Annotated in this window: 18 protein-coding genes; 6 read left to right on the top strand and 12 right to left on the bottom strand. The window is 70.7% G+C overall.

Features of this window, described 5'->3' with window-relative positions:
- The gene (locus ASG80_RS06620) at positions 1-1,125 is read right to left on the bottom strand and encodes a polyprenyl synthetase family protein (RefSeq protein WP_056729390.1); all 1,125 of its coding nucleotides are present in this window, start codon (positions 1,123-1,125) and stop codon (positions 1-3) included.
- 47 nt (positions 1,126-1,172) lie between these two features.
- Positions 1,173-1,883 (bottom strand): class I SAM-dependent methyltransferase, encoded by a 711-nt coding sequence (locus ASG80_RS06615; protein WP_056729389.1) that lies wholly within the window; start codon positions 1,881-1,883, stop codon positions 1,173-1,175.
- A 196-nt stretch (positions 1,884-2,079) separates the two neighbouring features.
- On the opposite strand from ASG80_RS06615, the gene ASG80_RS06610 reads away from it, so the two are divergent.
- Positions 2,080-2,364 (top strand): DUF427 domain-containing protein, encoded by a 285-nt coding sequence (locus ASG80_RS06610; RefSeq protein ID WP_056729388.1) that lies wholly within the window; start codon positions 2,080-2,082, stop codon positions 2,362-2,364.
- A 35-nt stretch (positions 2,365-2,399) separates the two neighbouring features.
- On the top strand, positions 2,400-3,692 hold the full coding sequence (locus ASG80_RS06605; protein ID WP_235508214.1) for an isochorismate synthase MenF: 1,293 nt from the start codon (positions 2,400-2,402) through the stop codon (positions 3,690-3,692).
- Between the two features lie 111 nt (positions 3,693-3,803).
- On the opposite strand, the gene ASG80_RS06600 is transcribed toward ASG80_RS06605, so the two are convergent.
- The 3 genes from ASG80_RS06600 to ASG80_RS06590 form a co-directional block, all read right to left on the bottom strand.
- The gene (locus ASG80_RS06600; protein WP_056729387.1) at positions 3,804-4,661 is read right to left on the bottom strand and encodes a polyphosphate kinase 2 family protein; all 858 of its coding nucleotides are present in this window, start codon (positions 4,659-4,661) and stop codon (positions 3,804-3,806) included.
- Between the two features lie 98 nt (positions 4,662-4,759).
- Positions 4,760-6,595 (bottom strand): 2-succinyl-5-enolpyruvyl-6-hydroxy-3-cyclohexene-1-carboxylic-acid synthase, encoded by a 1,836-nt coding sequence (gene menD / locus ASG80_RS06595; protein ID WP_235508213.1) that lies wholly within the window; start codon positions 6,593-6,595, stop codon positions 4,760-4,762.
- A 52-nt stretch (positions 6,596-6,647) separates the two neighbouring features.
- Entirely contained in the window at positions 6,648-7,139 is a 492-nt protein-coding gene (locus ASG80_RS06590) for a PLD nuclease N-terminal domain-containing protein (RefSeq protein WP_082589827.1), read from the bottom strand.
- A 73-nt stretch (positions 7,140-7,212) separates the two neighbouring features.
- Here ASG80_RS06590 and ASG80_RS06585 point away from each other — a divergent pair, with 73 nt between their 5' ends.
- The gene (locus tag ASG80_RS06585; protein WP_056729385.1) at positions 7,213-7,515 is read left to right on the top strand and encodes a DUF4229 domain-containing protein; all 303 of its coding nucleotides are present in this window, start codon (positions 7,213-7,215) and stop codon (positions 7,513-7,515) included.
- A gap of 45 nt (positions 7,516-7,560) precedes the next feature.
- Here the strand turns inward: ASG80_RS06585 and ASG80_RS23440 are convergent, their stop codons facing one another.
- The 3 genes from ASG80_RS23440 to ASG80_RS06570 form a co-directional block, all read right to left on the bottom strand.
- A complete protein-coding gene (locus ASG80_RS23440) occupies positions 7,561-9,273 on the bottom strand; it encodes a hypothetical protein (protein WP_156401692.1) in 1,713 nt (570 codons plus the stop codon).
- Between the two features lie 54 nt (positions 9,274-9,327).
- Complete coding sequence (locus tag ASG80_RS06575) at positions 9,328-10,296, bottom strand: 1,4-dihydroxy-2-naphthoate polyprenyltransferase (RefSeq protein ID WP_056729383.1); 969 nt, start codon at positions 10,294-10,296, stop codon at positions 9,328-9,330.
- Between the two features lie 101 nt (positions 10,297-10,397).
- Positions 10,398-10,850, bottom strand: coding sequence for a MarR family winged helix-turn-helix transcriptional regulator (locus ASG80_RS06570; protein WP_056729382.1), 453 nt, complete (start codon positions 10,848-10,850; stop codon positions 10,398-10,400).
- An 89-nt stretch (positions 10,851-10,939) separates the two neighbouring features.
- Between ASG80_RS06570 and ASG80_RS06565 the strand changes: the two genes are divergently transcribed.
- Positions 10,940-12,424, top strand: a complete 1,485-nt coding sequence (locus tag ASG80_RS06565; RefSeq protein WP_056729381.1) for an MFS transporter — start codon at positions 10,940-10,942, stop codon at positions 12,422-12,424.
- 4 nt (positions 12,425-12,428) lie between these two features.
- On the opposite strand, the gene ASG80_RS06560 is transcribed toward ASG80_RS06565, so the two are convergent.
- From ASG80_RS06560 to ASG80_RS06550, 3 genes are read right to left on the bottom strand one after another with little or no spacing between them, the layout of a single operon-like run.
- Entirely contained in the window at positions 12,429-13,592 is a 1,164-nt protein-coding gene (locus tag ASG80_RS06560) for an AMP-binding protein (RefSeq protein WP_235508212.1), read from the bottom strand.
- Between the two features lie 25 nt (positions 13,593-13,617).
- A complete protein-coding gene (locus ASG80_RS06555; RefSeq protein WP_056729379.1) occupies positions 13,618-14,577 on the bottom strand; it encodes a 1,4-dihydroxy-2-naphthoyl-CoA synthase in 960 nt (319 codons plus the stop codon).
- Between the two features lie 47 nt (positions 14,578-14,624).
- A complete protein-coding gene (locus ASG80_RS06550) occupies positions 14,625-14,840 on the bottom strand; it encodes a hypothetical protein (protein ID WP_156401691.1) in 216 nt (71 codons plus the stop codon).
- 198 nt (positions 14,841-15,038) lie between these two features.
- Between ASG80_RS06550 and ASG80_RS06545 the strand changes: the two genes are divergently transcribed.
- Together ASG80_RS06545 and ASG80_RS06540 are read left to right on the top strand one after the other, a co-directional pair.
- Complete coding sequence (locus tag ASG80_RS06545; RefSeq protein WP_056729377.1) at positions 15,039-16,082, top strand: o-succinylbenzoate synthase; 1,044 nt, start codon at positions 15,039-15,041, stop codon at positions 16,080-16,082.
- 128 nt (positions 16,083-16,210) lie between these two features.
- The gene (locus tag ASG80_RS06540) at positions 16,211-16,642 is read left to right on the top strand and encodes a hypothetical protein (RefSeq protein WP_156401690.1); all 432 of its coding nucleotides are present in this window, start codon (positions 16,211-16,213) and stop codon (positions 16,640-16,642) included.
- A 118-nt stretch (positions 16,643-16,760) separates the two neighbouring features.
- On the opposite strand, the gene pulA is transcribed toward ASG80_RS06540, so the two are convergent.
- Entirely contained in the window at positions 16,761-22,799 is a 6,039-nt protein-coding gene (gene pulA, locus ASG80_RS06535; protein ID WP_082589822.1) for a pullulanase-type alpha-1,6-glucosidase, read from the bottom strand.
- Between the last annotated feature and the right edge of the window lie 128 nt (positions 22,800-22,927).

Below are 22,927 nucleotides of genomic sequence, written 5' to 3'. Positions count from 1 at the left end.
TCAGCTCTGTCGCTCCACGATCGTCTCGGCGAATCGAGTGAGCGCCTTCTTCACGCTGCCCTCGGGCAGCGGCGCGAGCGCCGCCACGGCCTCGCGCGCCCACCGGTGGGCCTCAGCGAGCGTAGCGCGCGTGGCTTCATGATCCCGCAGTTCGGCGACGATCGCATCGACGGTCTTGCGAGACGGCACGATGCGGGATGCGAGCGTGTTCGTGTCGAGGGGGTCGAACCCGTCGGCGGGGGTGGCGACGACGATCACGTCGCGCTCGATGCGCTCGAGCAGGTGGGCGGATGCGGCATCCGTCTTCGCGAGGTCTGCGAGACGCAGGAGCGGCAGCGTGACGACGCCGGCGCGCAGGTCGGTGCCGGGCACCTTGCCGGTCTCCTCGGGCTGCGGCGACAGGTCGATGACGTCGTCGATGAGCTGGAAGGCCACGCCGATCTTCTCGCCGAACTCGACGACGGGTTTCTCGAAGGCCGGGTCGGCGCCCGAGAACACGATGCCCGACTGCGCGGCCGCAGCGATGAGCGAGCCGGTCTTGTCGGCGAGCACCTGGATGTAGTGCCCGATCCGGTCCTCTCCCTCGGTCGGCCCGACCGTCTCGTGCAGCTGGCCGAGCACCAGGCGCTCGAACGTGTCGGCCTGCATGCGGATGGCCCGCTCGCCGAGGCTCGCCATGAGCTGGCTGGCACGGGCGAACAGCAGGTCGCCGGTGAGGATGGCGACCGAGTTGCCCCACACCGTCTGCGCGCTCGGCACGCCGCGGCGGCGTTCGGAGTCGTCCATGACGTCGTCGTGGTACAGCGATCCCAGGTGCGTGATCTCGATGGCCTCGGCCGCGGTCACCACGTCGTCCGTGATGCCGGCGCCGAGCTGGGCGGTGAGGAGCGTGAGCATGGGGCGCACGCGTTTGCCACCGGCCTCGAGGAGGTAGCGCGTCGAGACATCCGCGATCGAGTCGGCGAAGCTGACCTCGCGAAGCAGGCCGGCCTCGACCCGCTCGATGCCGATGTCGATCGCCTTCGCCATCGCCCGGTCGGCGGATGACGCGAAGACGCGCTCGCTCAGGCCCAGGTTCGCGGCGAGCGCTGAGCCGCGTCGTGCGACCGGGTGGCTCGGATTCACGCCCTCCAGCCTACCGGTGAGCTGATCGGGGGTCTGTTGCGCCCTCCTCAACCCGCAGCAGGCTTTCGGGCGCGGTGCAGCGCGACGATGCCCATCGTGAGGTTGCGCCACTCGACGTCGACCCAGCCCGCCTCGCGGATCCAGCCCGCGAGCGTGCGCTGGTCGGGCCAGGCGCTGATCGACTCGTTGAGGTATTCGTAGGCCGTGTCGTTGGAGCTCGACAGCTTCACGAGCGGCGGCATGACGTAGCGCTGGTACGCGTGGTAGCCGGCCCGCACGACGCCGGCAGGCGGGTGCGAGAACTCGCAGATCACGAGGCGCCCGCCGGGCTTCGCGACGCGCAGGAACTCTGCCAAGGCCTGCTTCGGCTCGTTCACGTTGCGGAGTCCGAACGAGATCGTGACGGCGTCGAACTCGTCGTCGCCGAACGGCAGCTGCGTGGCATCCGCCTCGACGAAGACGAGGTTCTGCACGCCCGCCTGCCGCCGGCGGCCGACCTCGATCATGCCGGGCGAGAAATCGGCGGCGACGACGGAGGCCCCGGACTTGGCGAAGCTCACGCTCGAGGTGCCCGTGCCCGCCGCGACGTCGAGGATGCGCTCCCCCGCCTTCGGCGCGACCGCGCGCGTGGTGGCGACCCGCCAGAGCGGTGCGTTCCCCACCGAGAGCACGGTGTTCGTGCGGTCGTAGCGGGCCGCGACGCGGTCGAACATCGCCGACACCTGCGAGGGATCCTTGCCGAGATCTGCGCGCGTCATCCTCCGAGTCTACGGCGCGGCCCCGGCGGTGCCGGGGCGTCGGTGCGACGTCGGATCGGGCGCGGATCGGGCGCGGATCGGCGCCGTCTGGGAGCCGGCTGTGCGAGTCCCATGCGTCGGAATGCACCGGTGGCCTGCCGCGTTGGCATACACGGCAGACAGCGATGCGGGCGCCCCGCCTGCGAGGAGGAGATCCATGAAGGCCATCTGGAACGGAGCGGTGCTCGCGGAGTCCAACGACACGGTCGTCATCGAGGGCAACCACTACTTCCCGCAGGAGTCGCTCGACCCGCGCTATTTCGCGCCGAGCGCCAACCGCAGCGTGTGCCACTGGAAGGGCACGGCCGACTACTTCCACGTCGAGGTCGAGGGCAAGCGCAACCCGAACGCGGCCTGGACCTACCCCACCCCCTCCGAGGCGGCGGCGCAGATCGCGGGCCACGTGGCATTCTGGCACGGCGTGGAGGTCGTGGCGGCCTGACCGGCGGCCCCACGGGCGCGACGTAGGCTGGTCCGGTGATTCGAACGGATGCCTCGGCGCATCATTCCGACCGACCTCGGCTCGTCGTACGCACCGAACCCGTCGAGGAGCTCGCGCCCTTGATCCCACGCGCCGACCCGCGGCATCCGCTGCTCTGGATGCGACGCGGCGAGGGCATCGTGGGGCTCGGCGAGACCCTGCGCATCGAGACGAGCGGCCCGAGTCGCATCGAGGACGCGGCGGCAACCTGGACGGCGCTCGCCGCCGACGCCGACATCGACGACCGCGTGGGGCTGCCCGGCACCGGGCTCGTGGCATTCGGCGCGTTCGCGTTCGCCGACGAGTCCGCCTCCACGAGCGTGCTCGTGGTGCCCGAGCTCGTGCTCGGCCGCCGGGAGGGGCGCGCCTGGGTGACGCGCATCGCCCTCGCCACGGGCGACGACGAGGCAGCGGATGCCGCGGCATCCGTCGTCCTCGAGATCCCCGAGCCCGCGCCGAAGCGCCGCGTGCCGCGCGTGACGTTCACGCCTGGCGCGGTGCCGCCCGAGGAGTACGAGTCAGCGGTCGCCGAGGCGGTGCGGCGCATCGACGGCGGCGAGCTCGAGAAGGTCGTGCTCGCCCGCCAGCTGCTCGGCGAGCTGCACGAGGAGGACGGCCTTCGCGCCACGATCAACCGCCTCGCCGAGGACTACCCCGACACGTGGGTGTACGCGGTCGACGGCCTGATCGGCGCGAGCCCCGAGACGCTCGTGCGGGTCGACCACGGCACCGTCTCTGCGCGCGTGCTCGCGGGCACGACCGCACGGGGCGCCGGCGAGGCATCCGACCGCGAACGCGCCGCCGCCCTCGCGCACTCGGCGAAGGACCTCGCCGAGCATGCCCTGGCGGTGGCGAGCGCCGTGAAGCGACTCGCGCCCCACACGGCTCGCCTCGACACGAGCCCGGAGCCGTTCACGCTGCAGTTGCCGAATCTCTGGCACCTCGCCACCGACCTCAAGGGCACGCTCGGCGACGGTTCGAGCTCGCTCGATCTCGTGCAGGCGGTGCATCCGACGGCCGCCGTGGCCGGCACGCCTCGTCGCGTCGCCCTGCACGTGCTCGCCGAGCTCGAGGGCTTCGACCGGGGGCGCTACGCCGGTCCGGTCGGCTGGATCGACGGCGACGGCGACGGCGAGTGGGCGATCGCGCTGCGCTGCGCTCAGATCTCTCCCGACGGCACCGTCGCCGCATATGCCGGATGCGGCATAGTGCACGATTCCGAGCCTGCCGACGAGCTCGCCGAGACGGTCATGAAGTTCCGGCCGATCGTGGAGGCCTTCGGCGGCTGAGTGCTCGCGCGCCTGCCGGCTCCCGCCCGCCTGCCGGCTCTCGCGTGCCTGCCGGGTCCCGCGTGCCTGCCGGCTCCCGCGGGCGCGCGAAGCGGATAGCGCGGCATCCGCTCAGCTCGCGATGAGCCGAGCCTTCTCGGTCTCCACGTCGTAGTCGGGCTTCGGCCAATCGAGGTGCATGGCCTCGAACGCCTGGATGAGCAGCTGTTGCACGGCGAGCCGCGCGTACCACTTGCGATCCGCCGGGATCACATACCAGGGCGCGATCGGCGTTGCGGTGCGGTCGAACGCGATCTGGTACGCCTCCTGGTACTTCGGCGCGAGCATCCGTTCATCGATGTCGCCCGGGTTGAACTTCCAGTGCTTCTCGGGTCGCTCGAGCCGGTCGAGGAGGCGCGCCTTCTGCTCCTCGGACGAGATGTGCAGCATGACCTTGATGATCGTCGTGCCGGCGTCGGCGAGCTCGGCCTCGAACTCGTTGATCGCGCCGTACCGCCGCTCGATCTCCTCGGGCGGCGCGAGCTCGCGCACGCGCCCGATGAGCACGTCCTCGTAGTGCGACCGGTCGAAGACGCCCAGCTTCCCGGCCCCGGGAACCTGCTTGCGGACACGCCAGAGGAAATCGTGCGCGAGCTCCTCGTCGGTGGGCTTCTTGAACGCCGCGAGTTGTACGCCCTGCGGATCGACCGCGCCCACGACGTGCTTCACGATGCCGCCCTTGCCCGCGGTGTCCATGGCCTGCAGCACCAGCAGGATGCGCCGTCCGTCCTCGCCCACCTGGTGGTTGGCGAAGAGCCGCTCCTGCAGGTCGGCGAGCACGAGCGCGCCCTCCGCCAGGGCGGCCTGCCCGGCGGCCTTGTCGCCGTCGAACCCGGGACTCGCGTCGGTGGCCGCCGTCGCGAGCTTGAACCCGGGCTTGACCAGCAGGAGTTCGCTCGGGTCCTCGGCCCAGTACGCCTCGCGGCCCATGACACGCTCCCCTCGCGCGACGCGGCGCCGCGTAGGCTTCCATCCTGTCGATCGAGCGGATGCCGCGGCAAGGGGTCCGCCCGTGCGCGTGGCGCCGGTCAGCGCGGCAGCGGCACCTCGACGAGCTGCGGTCCGTCGATGCCGCCCGTGAGCGCCTCGTCGAGCTCGCCGCGCGTCGTCGCTCGCGCGTACCTCCATCCGTATGCCGCGGCGATGGCGGCGAGGTCGACCTGCTGCGGCGTGAACTGCACGCGGTCGAACGCGTCGGGCGATGCCGAGCCGGCGACCTCGAGCGCGTCGAAGATCGTGCCGCCGCCGTCGTTGCCCACGATGAGCTGCAGCCGCGGCCGCGGCTCGCCCTGCCCGAGCAGGAGCGAGCCGACGTCGTGCAGCAGCGTGAGGTCGCCGATGAGGGCGCGGGTGACGCCCGTGCGGGTTGAGGAGCCGCGCAGCGGCGTCTTGAAATCCTGCTGCGCTGGGTCGGGGTTTCGAGACGCGTCCGGCTGCGCCGAGCGCTCCTCAACCCGCGGCGCCGGCGACTGGCTCGCGATCGCGATGCCGAGCGCGGTGGCCACCGTGCCGTCGATGCCGGCGAGGCCGCGGTTCGCGTGCACCGCGATGCGCCGACCGGGCACGGCGCGGTCGGCGTCGCGGACCAGGCGGGACGCGCCGAACACGAGCCGGTCGTGCGGCCAGGTCGCCGCCCACACCGCGTCAACGAGCATGCGCCGCGTCACCGGGGCCCGCACGGCGGCGAGCTGGGCGCGCACGTACTCGCGCTGCGCGGCGAAGTCCGACACGTGGCCGGTCTCGTCGACGCCGCTCCGCACGGACGCCGCGTCTGGCAGTCCATCGGCGACGAGCATGCGGCTCGCCTGCACCCACCGGCCCGTCCACGCCCGCTCGTCGGCGGTCTGCGCGTGGTCGGCGGCGCGCACCGCCCGCTCAAACCGGCGCACCCTGCGACCGGGGTTGTACCACTCGATGCCCGTCGGGGCGACGACGACGGCCTCGACGCCGTCGCGCTGCACGAGCGCCGGCACCTCACGCGAGAGCGTCGGATGCCCGAACACCACAACGCGTTCCACGGTGTCGCCGAACCCCGGTTCGCGGAGGAGTTCGCGGTAGGCGACCACGAGGTTGGGCCCGAAGTGCGCGCCGCTCGTGACCTCGGCGATGAGCGGCCAGCCTGCGGACCGAGCGAACTCCTCCGCGGCGGGGCCGGCGCCGGCGCCGGCGACGACGAGCGTGCGTGGCCCGGGCTCGATGACGGCGGTGGGTTGAGGAGGGCGCGCAGCGCCCGTCTCGAAACCCCGGTTCCCTAAGGTCGGGTTTCGAGACGCCCCTTCGGGGCCCCTCAACCCACTGGCGTCCTCGAGCGTGAGCACGGCGGAGAGCGGCTCGCGCAGCTGCAGGTTCACGTGCACCGGCCCCGGTCCGGGATGCGGCACCGGGTCGCCCGAATCGTCGCGGCCCAGCGCGGCGTCGACGGCCTCGCGGGCGAGGCGAGCCGCGGCATCCGCTTCACCGCTCGCACCCTCGGGCGCCACGACGTCGCGCTCGAGGCGCACCGCACCGGCGAAGATGCCCGGCTGCATCGTGGTCTGGTTCGAGCGGATGCCGCGGAGCTCCGCCGGACGGTCGGCCGAGCACACGATGAGCGGCACGCCCGCGTGGTGCGCCTCGAGCACGGCGGGGTGCAGGTTCGCGACGGCCGTGCCCGACGTGGTCACGACCACGGCAGGGCGACCCGATTCGATCGCGGTGCCGAGCGCGAGGAACGCCGCACCCCGCTCGTCGATCCGCACGTGAAGCCGGATCGCGCCGACGCGCTCGAGCTCCGCCGCGGCGAGCGCAAGCGCCTGCGAACGAGACCCGGGCGCCACGACGACATCGCGGACGCCCTCGCGCACGAACGCGCTGAGGAGCGCCATCGCGGCATCGCTCGCGGGGCTCCGCCGGGCATCGACCCGATGGGGCGCCGGATCAGCCATTCGGTCGCCCGGACGGGCCCGCCTCACCGGGCGCCTCAGGCGCGTCGGGGTGCTTGTGCTCGGTCCCGAGCGTGTCGCTGCCGCTCTCGAACCCATCGTCGGGCGTCGGCGTGCCTGAGCCCGGGGTGCGACCGGTGCCGGGCGTCGTGCCGTTATGGAATTCGTCGTCGAGCTCGGCGAGCTCCTGCTCCATGCGGCGGATCCGCTCGTCCTGCGCGGCGTCCTCGCGGAGGTGGCGCAGGAACTCGGCGTCGTCGTCGGGTGCGACCGTGCCACCGCGCGACGGGCCGACGCGGCTCGCGCGGCCGCGGCCGATGATGAACCACAGCAGGCCGCCGATGATCGGCACGAACAGGATCACGACGATCCACCAGCCCCGGCGCAGGCCTCGGATGCGCGTGCGGTCGAAGAACGCGCAGTCGGCGACGGCGTAGATCGTGAAGATCACGGCAGCGACGCCGAGTCCGAAGAGCAGCCGGGCCATTCTCACAGTCTAGGCGCGTCAGCCGGGAGCGCGGCTGTGAGACCGCTCAGCAGACCCGACTTACACTGTGAGGGTGAAGTCCGTGCCCGTCTGGATCTGGTACACCGCGTTGCGCATCCTGCTGTTCGCCGTGCCGCTCGCCGTGCTCCTCCTCGCGGGCGTGAACCCGTGGGTCTCGGCGTTGGTCGCCGCCGTGTTCGGACTCAGCGCCTCGCTGCTCTTCCTCCGCCGCCAGCGCGAGTCGATCGCAAGCGACCTCTACGCGGCACGACACCGGGAGGCTCCGGCCGTGCGGCCCGACGACGAGGAGGAGGACGCCGCGATCGACGCGACGGCGCCCGAGCCCCGCGACGAGGAGCACCCGGCCGCGAGCTGAAACCAGATGGTGGAGCACAGTCGTCGAATCTCGAATCCGATTGGCTTAGGCAGACGTTCGGCTGCCACGCCCGCGTTTGCTCTGGCCTGATCCGTTGCGGCGGCGGATTGACGCAAGCGTTGCGAGGATCACCACTACCGAGAGAGCAGCGGCCCAATACCAAGGCACGCGGGATAGTGCGAGTGCGGCAACCACGAAACCTGCAGCGGGCAACGCGAGAGCGAATGCATGCTTGAGCAGCGTATGTGGGATGCTCCGACGCAGTCGGACAACGGTGTCGGGCGGGATCTGCAACCTGAAGCGGATCTGTGATGAAACCCAAGCGCGAAGGTGCTCGGGAACGTCGAGGCGCGTCGCGACATCCCCAATCGACTGGCGCGCTTGATGCCCTGTCTTTTCGCCGAGTTGCTTACGCATCGTCTCGAGGGTCGATTCGGTCTGCAGCAGGACTGTGGCCCCGATCGTTCGCCAGCCCCACGAGACGACGATGCGATCGCCCGAAGTGACACCGAGGAGGTCGAGGGCGGTCGAATCAACCCGGACGATCCGGTCGCCGTCGTCCCCGACGAGCCCTTCGGTGGATCGTAGCGCCACTGTAGGGGCCCCCACGAGGGCTTCGCCGAAGGCTCTGATCGGACGCTTCCGGGCTGCCCAGCGAGGCCGTGAGACGGTCTGGACCCAAACGTGGTCGTCTCGGATCCGACCACCGTTATTCTGCCTCAGTCCGAGCAACCGTCGGCCAGCGTAGCCGATCCGTACCGAACCTGTCGGCACGTGCGAGCGGCCGACCACGCGAAATGGAGCAGCAATGGTTGGCGAGATGACGAGGACCCACCGCCCGAGCTCCGCTGCATCGCCCGGAGCGGCCTGGAGCACGTCGCTGCCGGGAATATCCCATGCAACACCCGAGAGACGCCGGTACGGGACTGGCCGCCGAACGTCGAGGTTCACGTGCGTCCCGTCGCTGCCGGGCGTAAGCCCAACGGCATCCGCCAACGAGGAGTCGACCAAAGGTCTTTGCCCGATGTCCTCCGCGAATGTTATCCAGGTGGGCGCACGAGCTGTTTCTGACTCGAGGTCAGCCAAGACAGCTGAGAACTGCACGGCAGGCGCATAGGAAAGTGGCAGGCGCACCGCATCGAAGCCTGTTGGGCGGGCTGATCGCTGCTCCTCCGTCCACCTGAACCTGATATCCCAACCCGATGTGACGAACCGCGCGTTGTATCCGTCCTTCTCCGTTCCTTCGACAGGAGACAGCGGCGAACCTTCCGCCCGCAGGGCGCCTTCGATAAGCGCCAAATACCCTGGAGCCGGAGCTCCGAGTTGCAACCGACGTGCTGTGGTGAGCGTGTAAGCAGCCGATTCCTCGATGCCCGGCAAGCGAAGTAGCGCGTTGTACTTCCCTCTGAAGCCATCCGAGGATGGTGGCGTCGGAAGCGCGGTCCATTGGTCAACCTGTAGTGAATGGAGCTCATCAGAGAGATCTTCGGTCGAGCCATTCTCCTGACGCACGATGGCCGAGAGATCGCGTTCCTCGATGAGGTACGCCTTGCATCGCGTGTGGATCTCGGTATCCTGCGCCAGAGACAGGAATGCGACTGCTCCGCCCCACGTCTTCGAGGTGCCGGCGAAATATCTCTCATAGGGGACATCGACCCATTGATGCCGAAGGCGTCGCCGGTCCGAATCGGGCAGGTAATCACGAAATCGGGTCTCGTCCATGTTCGAGCCGTAACACACGTACCACAGCGAGGTCACGCCCTCAGAGTAAGACGACCCGTGCCCTTTACGTGGTAGGCAGCGAGACGGAATCTAGAGCGCGAACGCGAGCCCGAGCCCGACGCCGTAGGCGAGCGCCGTGAAGCTCGCGAGTTGCAGCGCGAGCAGGAGCTCCCGCGCCGTCCTCGACCACAGCACGATGACGCACGCCGGCAGCGCGAGCAGCAACGCGAACAGCACCAGCCAGGCCGTCGGGTACAGCAGGGCGAAGAACACGGCGATCGCGAACGGCACGAGCATGAACACCGCGAACAGGATGCGGCCCGCGAGCGGTCCGACGAGCACCGCGAGCGTGCGCTTGCCGGCCGCTTTATCCTGCGCGACGTCGCGGAGGTTGTTGGCCATGAGCACCGCGCAGGCGAGCAGGCCCACGCCGACACCGCCGAGCCACGCCTCGAGGTTCACGGTGAGCGCCTGCACGTACGCCGACCCGGCGGTGGCCACGAGCCCGAAGAACACGAAGACGAAGAGCTCGCCGAGTCCGTAGTAGCCGTACGGATGCTTCCCACCCGTGTAGAACCAGGCCGCGACGATGGCGGCTGCGCCGACCGCGAGCAGCCACCACTGCTGGGTCACGATCACGAGGGGGAGGCCGGCGAGTGCGGCGAGCACGAAGAAGCTGAGGGCCACCGCGAGCACGTGGCGCGGCTTCGCGGCGCCCGACCCGGTCAGCCTGGCCGGCCCGACCCGGTGGTCGTCGGTGCCGCGCACGCCGTCGGAGTAGTCGTTGGCGTAGTTCACCGCGATCTGCAGCGCCAGCGCCACGACCAGGGCGAGCAGGGCGCGGGCCGGATGCCACGGGCCGTCGGCGATCGCGACCACGCCCGCTCCCGTGCCGAGCGCGACCGGGGCGATCGCCAGCGGCAGGGTGCGCAACCGCGCCCCCGCCACCCAGTCGGCGGCGGTCGCAGGACCGCGCGCCGCGGTCGGTCCGTTCGCCGCCTTGGCAGGGTTGCCCGAGCGTCCATGCGTTCCGCGGTTCCGGACGTCGTCGGGGTTCATTCGCTGGGGTTTCGGGCGTGCCACATCGACATGCTAGTTCGCGACGCTATGACGGTGCGTTTCGAGATGCGCCCCGCGGCCGCTCCTCAACCCGCGAAGCGTCAGCGCACGTCCTTCATCGCGTCGAGGTAGCGCGCGACGATTTCGAGCTCGTCGACGGTGAACCCCTCGTGCACCCGCCGCATGCCGGCGAGGATGCTGGCGTACGGGTCGTCCTGCCCACCGCGACCCGCACCGGCCAGCATCTCGGGTCGCGCGCGCACGACCACCCGCCTGCGGTCGTTCGGATCCGTGGAGCGCTCGATGAACCCCAGCTTCTCGAGGCGGTCGAGCACGCGCGTGGTCGTGCTCGTCGGCAGCTCGGTCTGCTGGCTCACCTCCCCCGCCGTCATCGGTCCGCCGCGGGCGATGTAGCCGAGCGCCTGCATATCGACGACGTTCAGTCCGAGCGACCTGGCGATGCGCTCGTTGGTCATGACCGACGACGCGATCACGAGCTGCATCAGCCCGACGATGCGTCCGGTGACCTCGGCCTTGCTTGACATCTGCGACATGACTCCCTATTATTCCCGTTGTGGGATTATCCCACTCCGGGACTATCCCGTCTTGGAGACAATACTCAGCATACGAAAGGACGACGAGGATGACCACCATCCCGCGCCGAGGCCTCGCCATCGGTATTCTCCTGTTCGCCTCGTTCATGGACCTCCTCGACGTCACGATCGTGCAGGTCGCGTTGCCGTCGATCGGCGCCGACCTCGGGGCATCCGAGGCGCAGCTCGAGTGGATCGTGAGCGGCTACATGCTCGCGTTCGCGGTCGCGCTGATCACCGGCGGTCGATTGGGCGACCTGTTCGGGCGACGACGCGTGTTCCTCATCGGCATCGCGGGGTTCACCCTCGCGTCCGCCGCAGCCGCCGCCGCGTGGTCGGCCGAGGCGCTCGTGGCGACCCGCATCGCACAGGGGCTGTTCGCGGCGCTCATGGTGCCGCAGCTGCTCGCGTCGGTGCAGGCGCTGTTCAGTCCGCGCGAGCGTGCTCCGATGTACGGCCTCATCGGCGGCGTCACCGGGCTCGCCGCCGTGCTCGGGCCGGTGCTCGGCGGCTGGCTCATCGACGCCGACCTCTGGGGGCTCGGCTGGCGCACCGTCTTCCTCATCAACATCCCGGTGGGCATCGTCATCTTCGTGCTCGCCGCGCGATTCGTGCCCGAGACCCGATCCGAGCGGCCGCTGCGCCTCGACCTCGTGGGCGTCGTGCTGCTGAGCGCCATCGTGCTCGCGTTCATGGTGCCGCTCGTGGAGGGCCAGTCGCTCGGCTGGCCGGCCTGGCTGTGGATCCCCGTGGCGATCGGGGCGGTGCTGCTCGGGGTGTTCATCGCCTACTCGCGCCGGCGGATGCGCCGCGACGGCTCGGCCCTGCTGCCCATGCCGCTCTTCGCCGACCGCGGCTTCTCGGCCGGCATCGTGACCCAGGCCACGTTCCAAGGGTCGCTCAACGCGTTCACGCTGCCGTTCATCATCTACCTGCAGGTGGGACTCGGCTTCGACGCGCTCACCGCCGGCCTCAACCTGCTCGCCTTCAGCCTCGGCGCGCTGGTCGGCACGGGAGTCGTCATCCCGCTCGTGGCCCGTGTCGGGAAGTACCTCGTCACCCTGGGCGCGGCGCTCCTCGGCGCCGGCCTGCTGTGGGTGTTCGCGATCGTCGCCGAGACCGGTGCCGAGTTCAGCGGCTGGGCGGCGGTCTGGCCGATGCTGGTCTCGGGCGTGGGCCTCGCGCTGCTCGTCATCCCGCTCGTGGACGTCGCGCTCGCGACCGTGCCGGTCGCCGATGCGGGTGCGGCATCCGGCGCCTACAGCACGTTCCAACAGCTCGGTGCGGCAGCCGGCGTCGCGATCTCGACGACCGTGTTCTTCTCGGTCATCGGCGACGACTGGAGCCGCGAGCATCTGGTCACCGCCCTCCAGGCCTCGGTGTGGGTTGCCGTCGCCGGATTCGCGATCGCCGCGCTCGCGAGCCTCCTTCTGCCGAGCCGCGGCAAGGTGCAGGCACACCTCGAGGAGGCCCGCCGGATCGCCGAGGCCGACGCGGAGGTGCTTGCCGACGCCGCCCCGGCGCCCGTGCCCTGACCCGCTACGCCGTCCCGCCGCCGAGCACTCGCGCCTCGAGTGCTCGGCGGTCGGGCTTGCCCGACGCGAGCAGCGGCATCCGGTCGACGACCTCGAGGCGCACGGGCCGGGCGGCGGGCATGAGCCCCGCAGCGTCGGTCGCCGCGGCGAGGGTCGCGAGGGCAGCGGATGCCGCGGCGGCATCCGTGCGCGGTGCCACCACCGCAGCCCGCTCGCCCCATTCGGGATCGGGCATGCGCACGACGACGGCCTCGGCGAAGCCGGGCATCTTCCGGATCGCCCGTTCGACCTCGCCGAGCTGGACCTTCACGCCGCCGGAGATGATGACGTCGTCGGCCCTGCCGGTGATGCGCAGCGTGCCGTCGTGAGCGAGTGCGCCGCGGTCGCCCGTGCGGTACCAGCGCGTGCCGTCGGCGTCGGTCGGGAAGGCTGCGGCAGTGCGCTCGGGGTCGTCGAGGTAGCCGTCGGCGAGCATGGGACCCGACAGCTCGACGACGCCGTCGGCGATGCGCACGCGCACCCCGTCGAGCGCGCGACCGTCGTAGACGCAGCCGCCGGCGGTCTCGCTGGAGCCGTACGTGCGCGTGATGCGCGCGCCGAGCGCGTCGGCGGCGACGATGAGCGACGGCGCCGCTGCCTGGCCGCCGAGCAGGATCCGATCGAACCGGTGCAGCGCCTCGGCGACGCGAGGGTCGGTGCGCGCGGCCTCCACGAGTCGGGCGAGTTGCACGGGCACGAGCGACGTGTAGCGCGGCCGCAACCGATCGAGCCGAGCGGATGCCTCGGCGAACGCCACGGGATCGAAGCCGTCCCCGTCGAGCACCACGGGCTCGGTGCCCGCGACGATCGACCGCACGAGCACCTGCGCGCCGGCGATGTAGTGCGTCGGCAGCGCGAGGAGCCACTGCCCGGGCCCGCTGAGCGCGGCGGCGGTCGCCTCGGCGCTCGCGCGAAGGGCGGCGGCCGAGAGCAGCACGCGCTTCGGGGCATCCGTCGACCCGCTCGTCTCGACGACGAGCGCGATGTCGTCGCCGACCTCTGCCGGCGCCTCCGCGGGGGTGACGAAACCCGGCGCTTCGGCGGCGGTCGGCCACACGGCGGGCCCGCCGCCGAGCGCGCGGCGGAGGGCGAACGTGAGGCCCGCGACATCCGCCGTCGAAACCCGCATGAGCGGTTTCATCGCGCGTCCCGGCTCAGTAGTGCCACGGGTACGGGCCCCAGTCGGGATCGCGCTTCTCGAGGAACGCGTCGCGACCCTCGACGGCTTCGTCGGTGCCGTACGCGAGCCGAGTCGCCTCGCCTGCGAACACCTGCTGGCCCACCATGCCATCGTCGACGGCGTTGAACGCGAACTTCAGCATGCGGATCGCCGTCGGCGACTTCGTGAGGATCGTGCGCGCCATGCCGATCGCCTCGCGCTCGAGGTCGGCGTGCGGCACGACCCGGTTGACGGCACCCATCTCGTAGGCGCGCTCGGCCGAGTACTCCTCGGCGAGGAAGAACACCTCACGAGCGAACTTCTGCCCGATCTGGCGGGCGAAGTACGCGGAGCCGTAGCCGGCGTCGAACGAGCCGACGTCGGCATCGGTCTGCTTGAAGCGGCCGTGCTCCCGACTCGCGATGGTGAGGTCGCAGACGACGTGCAGCGAATGGCCGCCGCCCGCAGCCCAGCCAGGCACGACCGCGATGACGACCTTCGGCATGAACCGGATGAGTCGCTGCACCTCGAGGATGTGCAGGCGCCCGACCGCCGCGTGACCGCCGTGCGCGCCGGCCGCGCCATCGATGAGCCCGGTCTCGGCGTCGGAGTACTTGTATCCATCGCGGCCTCGGATGCGCTGGTCGCCGCCCGAGCAGAACGCCCAGCCGCCGTCCTTCTCACTCGGACCGTTGCCGGTGAGCAGGACCACGCCGATGCGCGGGTTCGTTCGTGCGTCCTCGAGGGCCCGGTAGAGCTCGTCGACGGTGTGCGGGCGGAACGCGTTGCGCACCTCGGGCCGGTCGAACGCGATGCGCGCGATGCGGCCGTCGAGCGAGTGGTGGTACGTGATGTCGGTGAAACCGCCGATGCCGGTTCCGCCAGGTCGGGAGGCGCCGGATGCGGCATCCGTCCACTCGCTCGCATCGAACAGCTCCGAGACCTCGCGCGACATGCCCCCAGCCTATTCCCGGGGACGGCACGGGCTCACGGCACCGCGGCTCAGGTGACGGGCGGCTCGGGCGCCGGCCCGCCGGTGAGGAACGACACGAGACCCGCGTACACCATCGAGCCGACCCAGATCGCACCGTACGTGAGCGGGATCAGCGCCGCCACCACGAGCACGAGCCCGATCACGGCGATGGTCACGTTGCGTCCGGGCGAGTCGCGTCGCACTTCCGTGGCCTCGACGCCCAGCGAGTCGAGATCATCCGGCATGCGCACCTCCAGGTCGGCCCACACTAACAGAGCGCGTCTCACGAGGGCCCGTACGCCACTGCCCGTCGTTCAGCGGCGAGACTCGCGCGGCCATGGCACGCGGCATCCGATTCCGCATGATCATCCGCGCCTTGCCGTCCCCACGGCACCCATCGGCCGGATCTTCATGCATTCTGCGACGACTCGGGCCACGACCGGATGCTGCGGGCCCGTCGATGCCACGATGGGAGGGTGACCGACGACGCCGCGCCCCTGCCGACCCTCGACGACCTGCTGTCCACGGCACGAGTGGTGGTGCTCCCCCTCGTGACGCGGTTCCGCGGGATCGACGTGCGCGAGGCGATGCTCCTCGAGGGGCCGGAGGGATGGACGGAGTTCTCGCCCTTCGTCGAGTACGACGACCACGAGGCATCCGCCTGGCTGGCCGCGGCGATCGACTTCGGCTGGAACGCGCCGCCGCCCGCGCTCCGCGACCGGATCCCCGTGAACGCCACGGTGCCGGCGGTCGACCCCGACAGCGTGCGCGCGGTGCTCGCGCGGTTCCCCGGTTGCCGCACCGCGAAGGTGAAGGTCGCGGGCGGCGACGAGACCCTCTCCGCAGATGTCGCGCGCGTGCGCGCCGTGCGCGAGGCGCTCGGCCCAGAGGGGCGCATCCGAGTCGACGCCAACGGCGGGTGGAACGTCGACGAGGCCGAGCACGCGATCCACGCGCTCGCGCCGTTCGACCTCGAGTACGTGGAGCAGCCCTGCGCCTCGATCGAGGAGCTTGCCGAGATCCGGCGGCGCACGAAGTACATGGGCATCCCGATCGCCGCCGACGAGAGCGTGCGACGGGCCGAGGACCCGCTCGCCGTGGCGGAGGCGGGCGCCGCCGACCTGCTCGTGATCAAGGCGCAACCGCTCGGCGGCATCCGGCGCGCGTTGGGCATCATCGCGGACGCCGGCCTGCCCGTCGTGGTCTCGAGTGCCCTCGACACGAGCGTCGGCCTCGCGATGGGCGCCATGCTCGCGGCGTCCGTGCCCGAGCTCGACTACGACTGCGGCCTCGGCACCGCCGCGCTGCTTGCGGCGGATGTCACGCACGCGCCGCTCGTGCCCGAAGACGGCGCGATCCCGGTTCGCCGGGTGCTGCCCGATCCGGAGCTGCTCGACCGGTACGCCGCCGATGCCGATCGGACCGACTGGTGGTTCGAGCGCCTCGGGCGGGTGCACGCCGCCCTCTCCGAGGCTTCTGCGGGTTGAGGAGCGGCGAAGCCCGTGTTCTCGAATGAGGGCCAGCACGGATGTGGCGAGATCCTGAACCCGGGCAGGGTGGGGCACGTGTGTCGGATCCCCGGCCCACGTCGAACCCGATCGAGGAGGAGAAGAACATGCTCTCAAGGAAACTGACCAACGTGGGCGCGGGGGTTGCGCTCGCTGCCGCGCTCGCTCTCGGCACGGGCGCCGCCGCGTACGCGCACGAGTGTTACAACCCGAGCCGTTCGGAGCAGGGGGACGCGAGCGCCGGCGCGAACTCGCAGGCGTGGTTCACGCTCGTCGTCGCGGACGCGATCCAAGGCGACGCCGACGGCGGCCTCATCACCCAGGAGCAGGCCGACTGCATCAAGGCGGCGTACGCCGCTACGGGAGCGCCCGCCTCGTTCACGCTCATGGCGAAAGGCGCCGTCGGCCAGGGCGGCGTCATCGCCGAGAACAACCCGAACGACTGGCATGCGATCGACGGCAAGGGCATCGACCACGCGTTCGACGCGTACGGCGACGCGATCTTCGGCAGCTTCGCCGCGTGCGGCGTGGCCTTCTGAGCTCGCGCACACGATCGAGGAGCGCGAACGCCCCGGCCGAGGTTCGGTCGGGGCGTTCGCTCGTGAGCGGGATACGGCGGTCTCGATACGGTCGCTCGCGACCTACTCGACCGGGGCGCTACCAGAGCACGATCACGATGGGCACCGACTGCGAATCGGCGTAGCCCTCGCCGCCGTCGAACGCGACCGTGAGCACGTGGATCCCGACGCCCAGCTTGGGCAGCTTCACGTCGAAGCGACCCGCGTCACCGGCCGCCACCTGGGTCGTCGCGATGGCGTCGCCGCCGTCCAGGATGGTGAGCGTGCCGACCGCGTCCGTCCCGTCGGCGGCGACCACGTGACCACCCAGCTTCATCCCTGACCCGGCCTTGGCGAAGACCTTGTTCGGCACCGCCGTCACCGAGGTGCCGATCGCCGGCGGCTCCTGCTCGTCGACGAGGACCGCCGCCGTACGAGCCGGGATCGTGAGAGCGCCGGTCGCGGCATCCCACGCCGTCGTCTTCACGACCGCATCGGAGCCGTTCGCCTGCGCCTCGGTCAGCGCGAAGTCGCGCCCGGCGAGCCCGTCGACCTGCTCGGTGATCGGCTCGGGCGAGGCGTTGAACACCACCAGCGCGCCGTCGAGCTCGGGGTCGACGTCCTCGCCCACGAGGTCGTCGATCTGCATCACGATGAGGCCCGGCGCGGCATCCGGCCCGCTGTTCGGGAAGGTCACCTTCTCGTCGATGAGCTCAGCCGAGCCGAGCTGCAGCAGGTCGACCTCTTCACGTACGCGGAGCACGTCGAGGGCGGATGCCTCGGCGGCGGCGATGTCCGCCGCACCCGGCTTGAGCGCCGGGTTCGCGAGCAGCGGCGCCATGATCGACCACTTGCCCTCGTTGTCGGCCGCCGGCGGCAGGCCCGAGCCGAAGGTCGACTCCTGGCCGGTCCAGTCGATGCGGTTGAACCAGTCGCCGGAGTTGTAGCTGTTGCGGTCGAGCGACTTCGAACGCAGCAGCTCCGTGCCGGCGTGCCAGAACGAGGGCGACTGCGAGAGCGTCACGGTCGCGAGCGACAGCGTGTTCATGCGCACGCGGTCGGCCATCGGGGTGTCCGTCGGCAGCTTGAACACCGAGAGGTCGTAGAGCGTCTCGTTGTCGTGGGCGTCGACGTAGTTGATCACCTCGTCGGGCTGGTCGGCGTAGCCGGCCGGCGACCCGCGGTAGTCGAGCTGGTCGCCGCGCACGGTCGCGCCCGTGGCATCCGTCAGCTCGTACGCGCGGAGGTTGCCCGCGAGGCCGAGCTTGACCAGGTCGGTCTGGTGCGCGAGGTCGGCGAGCGCCTCCTCGGGCGTGCCGTTGATCGGGTCGCCGTTCGCGTCGGTGCCGAGACCCGTGCCGTAGCCCTGCACGAACGTCGACGATCCGTCGACAGGGCTGCCGCCGTGCACGGCGTCGCGCAGCCGGTCGTTGAAGGTGCCGATGCCGATGCCGCCGAGCTGGCCCTGCGTGGCCTGTTCGAACAGGGCGTTGTTCGCGACCTCGCCGAAGTTCCAGCCCTCGCCGTAGAGGTACACAGCCGAACCGTCGACGCCATCCTCGGCGAGGGTCAGCTCGTCGAGGGCGCCGCGCACCGCGAGCATGTTCTGCTTCGAGTGGTGGCCCATGAGGTCGAAGCGGAAGCCGTCGACCTTGTACTCCTTGGCCCACAGCACGACTGAGTCGACCATGAGCTTCTCGGCGACCTCGTGCTCGGTGGCGACGTTCTGGCAGCACGTCGAGGTCTCGACGCTGCCGGCCTTGTTCAGGCGCTGGTAGTAGCCGGGCACGATCTTGTCGAGCACCGACTTCTCACCCTGGCCGGATGCCGCGGTGTGGTTGTACACCTCGTCGAGCACCACCTGCAGGCCCGTGGCGTGCAGCGCGCCCACCATCTCGCGGAACTCGGCGACGCGGGCGCCGCCGTTCGGGTCCACCGCGTAGGAGCCCTCGGGCGCCTGGAAGTGGAACGGGTCGTAGCCCCAGTTGAAGCCGTCGAGGTCGCGGATCGACTCGAGGCACGCCTGCTGCTCGCTCGACGCCGGGAGGTAGCTCGCGAGGTCGCACGCCGGGGTCGCCTGCGCGGCCCGGTGCTCTTCGATCGTGGCGATGTCGAACGTGGGCAGCAGGTGCACCGTGTTGATGCCCGCCTCTGCGAGCTGCTTCAGCTGGGCCGTGCCCGCCGAGTCGCGCGTGAACGCCCGGTACGTGCCGCGCTCGGCCTCGGGCACCGTCTCGTCGGTGATCGAGAAGTCACGCACGTGCAACTCGTAGATCGCCCGGTCGACGGGCCGTTCCACCACGGGCGCGGGCGTCTCGGCCCATTGCTCGGGGGCGAGCGACGGGTCGTCGAGATTCACGACGACCGACCGGGCGGAGTTCGTCGTGAGGGCTACGGAGTACGGGTCCGTCACCGAGCTCGTCTCGATCTCGCGTGTCGCCGGCGCGTAGACCTGGACCGACCAGCGGTACTCGTCGCCGACGGAGGGACCGTCGACGCTCCACGTGCCGTCGGCCGCGTCGAACTCAGCCGCGATCACCGCCGGGTCGCCGGTCGCGCCGGAGTCCCACACTTCGAGCGCTACGGACTTCGCCGTCGGCGCCCACAGCCGGATCGTCGAGTCCATGCCGGTCACGGTCGCGCCGAGCGGGGTCGAGGCGAGCGCGTCGGCGTAGAGGTCGTCGAGCACGCCGGGCACCTGCACGCCGGTGAACGCGCTGAGCGCGCCATCCGTCGACTGGGCCACCGCGAGCTGCTCGGTGAGGAGCTGCTGCACCTCGACGCGGTCGAGGCCCACCGGGTGCAGGGCGAGGTAGCCCTCGAGCGCCGGGAACTTCGCCAGCTGCGCGTCGCTGAGACCGGCTGGGTCGAGTTCGAGCGAGACCGGCTCGTCGCCGCCGATGACGGCACCGTCGGACACGTCGAGCGACGCGTCCGCCGAGTGCTCGAGCGTCCAGGTCGCCGAGTCGGCGGATGCCCCGCCGAGGTACTCCACCGGCCACGCGAGCGTGTCGGCGCTCACCCAGTGCGCCCGCGACTCGCCCGTGCCCGCGAGCGGCGGGTCGGTCACGACGATCTCGAGCACGTGCGTCGCGATCGTGTAGCGGAACTCGACGAGCTTGCCGTCGGCGGCGGTGAACGTGTAGTTCGCGCCGCCCGGCACGCCGCCGTCGCCGTAGTTCTCGTTCCACGACATGCCGTGCGCGACCTTCACCTGGTAGGCGCCGCCCGGGATCTCGTCGGTCGCGAACGTGTAGACGCCGTCCTTGTCGCCGTCCTGCATGAGCGACGCGAGGCATTCGGGCTGCCAGTCGCCGGGGCATCCGACCTCGGACTGGAAGCTGCCGGGCAGCGTCACCACGGGACCCTCGGCGGTGGAGGAGACGACCTTGGTGTCCGGGTTCCAGTAGAACGTGATGGATCCGCCGTCGTGGTGGTACCCGACGTTCGGGCCGTTCTGCTCGCCGTTCGCGCCGTAGTTGAGGTCCCAGCTGCCGTTGAGCGCGACCTTGTACTCGTAGACGCCTGCGGGAAGGTCGAACGTGCCGGCGTAGATGCCGTCGGCGCGGAGCGTGAGCTTCGCGACCTCGCAGCCGGGCGTCCAGTCGCCCGGGCAGCCCATCTCGTCGTTGTGGTTGCCGGGCACGGTGACGAGGTCGATCGGCGGTTCGGGCTCCTCCTCGACGACGAGGTTCACGGCGTTGCCGACCGACGCGTAGGTCGAGGCGGCGGCGCGGTGGCCCGCGGCATCCGTGGATACCGCGCGGTACTCGAGGAGCGTGCCGTTCGCGAGGCCCGCCGTGTCGTGGAAGACGCGGGGGCTCGTGTCCTCGGCGGTGCCGAGCGCGTGCCACTCGTCGGAGCCGGCGACGCGCCAGGCGAAGCTCGCCTCCTGCCAGGTGGCGTCGTCGACGTCGGCGGCGACCGGGGTCACGCCGGTGACGCCCGCACCGGCGACCGGGGTCGCGACCGAGATGGCGGATGCGGCGTCGGGCGCCGACACCGTGCGGTCGGCCTTCAGCACCACGGTGCCGAGCGACGGCACGGTGACGGATGCCACGCCTGCGGCATTCGCGGTGACGGGGGTGCCGTCGCCGTAGAGCACCTCGAAGACGCCGTCGTGCGTGAGCGTCGACACGTCGACGGTCTTCGCGGCGTTCGAGTTGTTCGCGGCGACGAGGTACTCGACCTTCTCGATGCGGTCGACGCGAGAGAAGGCGTAGACGCCCGCGCCGTTGTCGACGTAGCGCTCGACCTGCGCGCCAGTGGCGAGCGCCGGGTGGGCTGCGCGCAGGGCGGCGAGGTCGGCGATGTGCCCGTAGAGGGGCACATCGGTCGCGAAGTGCTCGCCCGTGCCGAAGGTGTCACCGGTAACGAGCGGCTGGTTCTGGTACTCCGCCACCTGGCTGGCGAAGAGGGTCTGGCGGGCGCTCTGGTCGCCGCCGATGCCCGCGAAGCCCTGCTCGTCGCCGTAGTAGACGACCGGCTGGCCGCGCGTGAGGAAGAGCAGGTCGTGTGCGAGCTCGTCACGTGCGAGCGGGGCATCCGTCGACTGCAGCATGTAACCGACGCGTCCCATGTCGTGGTTGCCGAGGAAGGTCGGCAGCGCTGTCGCCGACGAGTCGGGCGTCGTGTAGTAGTCGTCGCCCGCGAAGAGCGACTGCAGGTTCTTCGCCGAGTTGCCCGCCGCGAAGCTCACGGCCTGCGACTGGAAGGTGAAGTCGAGCACCGAGTTCATGTCGCTGTTGCGCACGTAGGGCGAGAGCTTCGCCGGGTCGGCGTCGTAGACCTCGCCGAACATGAAGAAGTCGGGCTTGCCGGCGGCGTGCGCGTAGTCGAGCACCTCCGTCGACCACTGCTCCCAGAACTCGAAGTTGACGTGCTTGGCAGTGTCGATGCGGAACCCGTCGATGCCGAGGTCGATCCAGTTGTCGTACACGTCGACGAAGCCGTTCACCACTGTGGGGTGCTCGGTCATGAGGTCGTCGAGGCCGACGAAGTCGCCGTACGTGACGGACTCGCCCTCCCACGTCGAGTCGCCGCGGTTGTGGTACAGCGTCGGGTCGTTGAGCCAGGCGGGCACCTTGAGGTCGGTCTCGTCGGCCTCGAGCACCGGCGTGTAGGGGAAGCTCGTGGCGGGGTCGAGGGCCGGGAAGGGCTGGCTGCCGTCGGCGTAGGTCGCCGGGTCGAAGGAATTGCCCGTGGCATCCGTGTAGGGGCTCGTCTTCTTGTCGATGTAGGCGTACTGGCCCTCGGCGTAATCGATGACGTCGGCCGTGTGGTTCGTGATGATGTCGAAGTAGACCTTGATGCCCTTGGCGTGCGCCTCGGCGATGAGCGCCTCGAGCTCGGCGTTCGTGCCGAGGTGCGGGTCGATCTGGGTGAAGTCGGTGACCCAGTAGCCGTGGTAGCCGGCGCTGGCGTTCGCGCCCTCGCCCTGGACCGCGCGGTTCTTGAAGCTCGGCGTGAGCCAGATCGCCGTGGTGCCGAGCCCGTCGATGTAGTCGAGCTGCGAACGCAGTCCCGCGAGGTCGCCGCCGTTGTAGAAGCCCTTGGCGGTGGGGTCGTAGCCGGTCGCGAGGCGGTCGCCGGTGAGGCCGCCCTCGTCGTTCGCGGAGTCGCCGTTCTCGAACCGGTCGGTCATCACGAAGTAGAAGACCTCGTCGCTGCCGGGCTGGCGCACCGGGTCGGCCACGAGTGCGGCATCGGATGCCTCGTCGTAGGCGCCGCGCAGGCCGGTCGCCTCGAGGCCGACGCGCTTCAGGGTGTCGTCGAACACGACGCGCACCGGGGTGTCCCCCGCGACCGTGAGCGGGATGTTGGCGTCACCGCCGTTGAGGCCGATCGCCCCAGCCCACGCGTTGTTCACGGCGACCTTGTACTCCCAGGTGCCTGCGGGGATCGTGAACTCCGCCGCGTAGACGCCGGGCGTGCCAGTGGCGATGAGGTCGGTCGCGTCGCAGTCGGGCTGCCAGTCGCCGGGGCATCCGAGCTCCGACTGCAGGTCGCCGACGAGGGCGAACGTGCGAGGCTCCTCGGCCGCGGCCGCGAGGCCCGGGACGACGGCGATCGCGGATGCCGCGAGAGCCCCCGACACCACGAGTGCGAACCAGCTGCGTGCGCGAGCGCGTTGCGTCATCCTTGACTCCCGATTCTCGGCACGACCGCGTGCCACCGACAATGCTGCGACGCTAGCAGCGGGGCTCCGGTGAATGCAAGCGCTTACAGCAATCTGGTCGCCGAGATGACATCGTATTCGGATGCCGC

The sequence above is a fragment of the Agromyces sp. Soil535 genome (assembly GCF_001428255.1).
Lineage (GTDB): Bacteria > Actinomycetota > Actinomycetes > Actinomycetales > Microbacteriaceae > Agromyces.
The sequence above is the reverse complement of the archived record's forward strand: the minus strand, read 5'-3'. Positions and strand labels throughout refer to the sequence as shown.

Excerpts from the sequence above, each read along its gene's own strand:
- ASG80_RS06615 (WP_056729389.1), bottom strand. The coding sequence starts at position 1,883 with ATGACGCGCGCAGATCTCGGCAAGGATCCCTCGCAGGTGTCGGCGATG.
- ASG80_RS06610 (WP_056729388.1), top strand. The coding sequence starts at position 2,080 with ATGAAGGCCATCTGGAACGGAGCGGTGCTCGCGGAGTCCAACGACACG.
- ASG80_RS06600 (WP_056729387.1), bottom strand. The coding sequence starts at position 4,661 with ATGGGCCGCGAGGCGTACTGGGCCGAGGACCCGAGCGAACTCCTGCTG.
- menD (WP_235508213.1), bottom strand. The coding sequence starts at position 6,595 with ATGGCGCTCCTCAGCGCGTTCGTGCGCGAGGGCGTCCGCGATGTCGTC.
- ASG80_RS06590 (WP_082589827.1), bottom strand. The coding sequence starts at position 7,139 with ATGGCCCGGCTGCTCTTCGGACTCGGCGTCGCTGCCGTGATCTTCACG.
- ASG80_RS06575 (WP_056729383.1), bottom strand. The coding sequence starts at position 10,296 with ATGAACCCCGACGACGTCCGGAACCGCGGAACGCATGGACGCTCGGGC.
- ASG80_RS06570 (WP_056729382.1), bottom strand. The coding sequence starts at position 10,850 with ATGTCGCAGATGTCAAGCAAGGCCGAGGTCACCGGACGCATCGTCGGG.
- ASG80_RS06565 (WP_056729381.1), top strand. The coding sequence starts at position 10,940 with ATGACCACCATCCCGCGCCGAGGCCTCGCCATCGGTATTCTCCTGTTC.
- ASG80_RS06560 (WP_235508212.1), bottom strand. The coding sequence starts at position 13,592 with ATGCGGGTTTCGACGGCGGATGTCGCGGGCCTCACGTTCGCCCTCCGC.
- ASG80_RS06555 (WP_056729379.1), bottom strand. The coding sequence starts at position 14,577 with ATGTCGCGCGAGGTCTCGGAGCTGTTCGATGCGAGCGAGTGGACGGAT.
- ASG80_RS06550 (WP_156401691.1), bottom strand. The coding sequence starts at position 14,840 with ATGCCGGATGATCTCGACTCGCTGGGCGTCGAGGCCACGGAAGTGCGA.
- ASG80_RS06545 (WP_056729377.1), top strand. The coding sequence starts at position 15,039 with ATGCTGCGGGCCCGTCGATGCCACGATGGGAGGGTGACCGACGACGCC.
- ASG80_RS06540 (WP_156401690.1), top strand. The coding sequence starts at position 16,211 with ATGCTCTCAAGGAAACTGACCAACGTGGGCGCGGGGGTTGCGCTCGCT.
- pulA (WP_082589822.1), bottom strand. The coding sequence starts at position 22,799 with ATGACGCAACGCGCTCGCGCACGCAGCTGGTTCGCACTCGTGGTGTCG.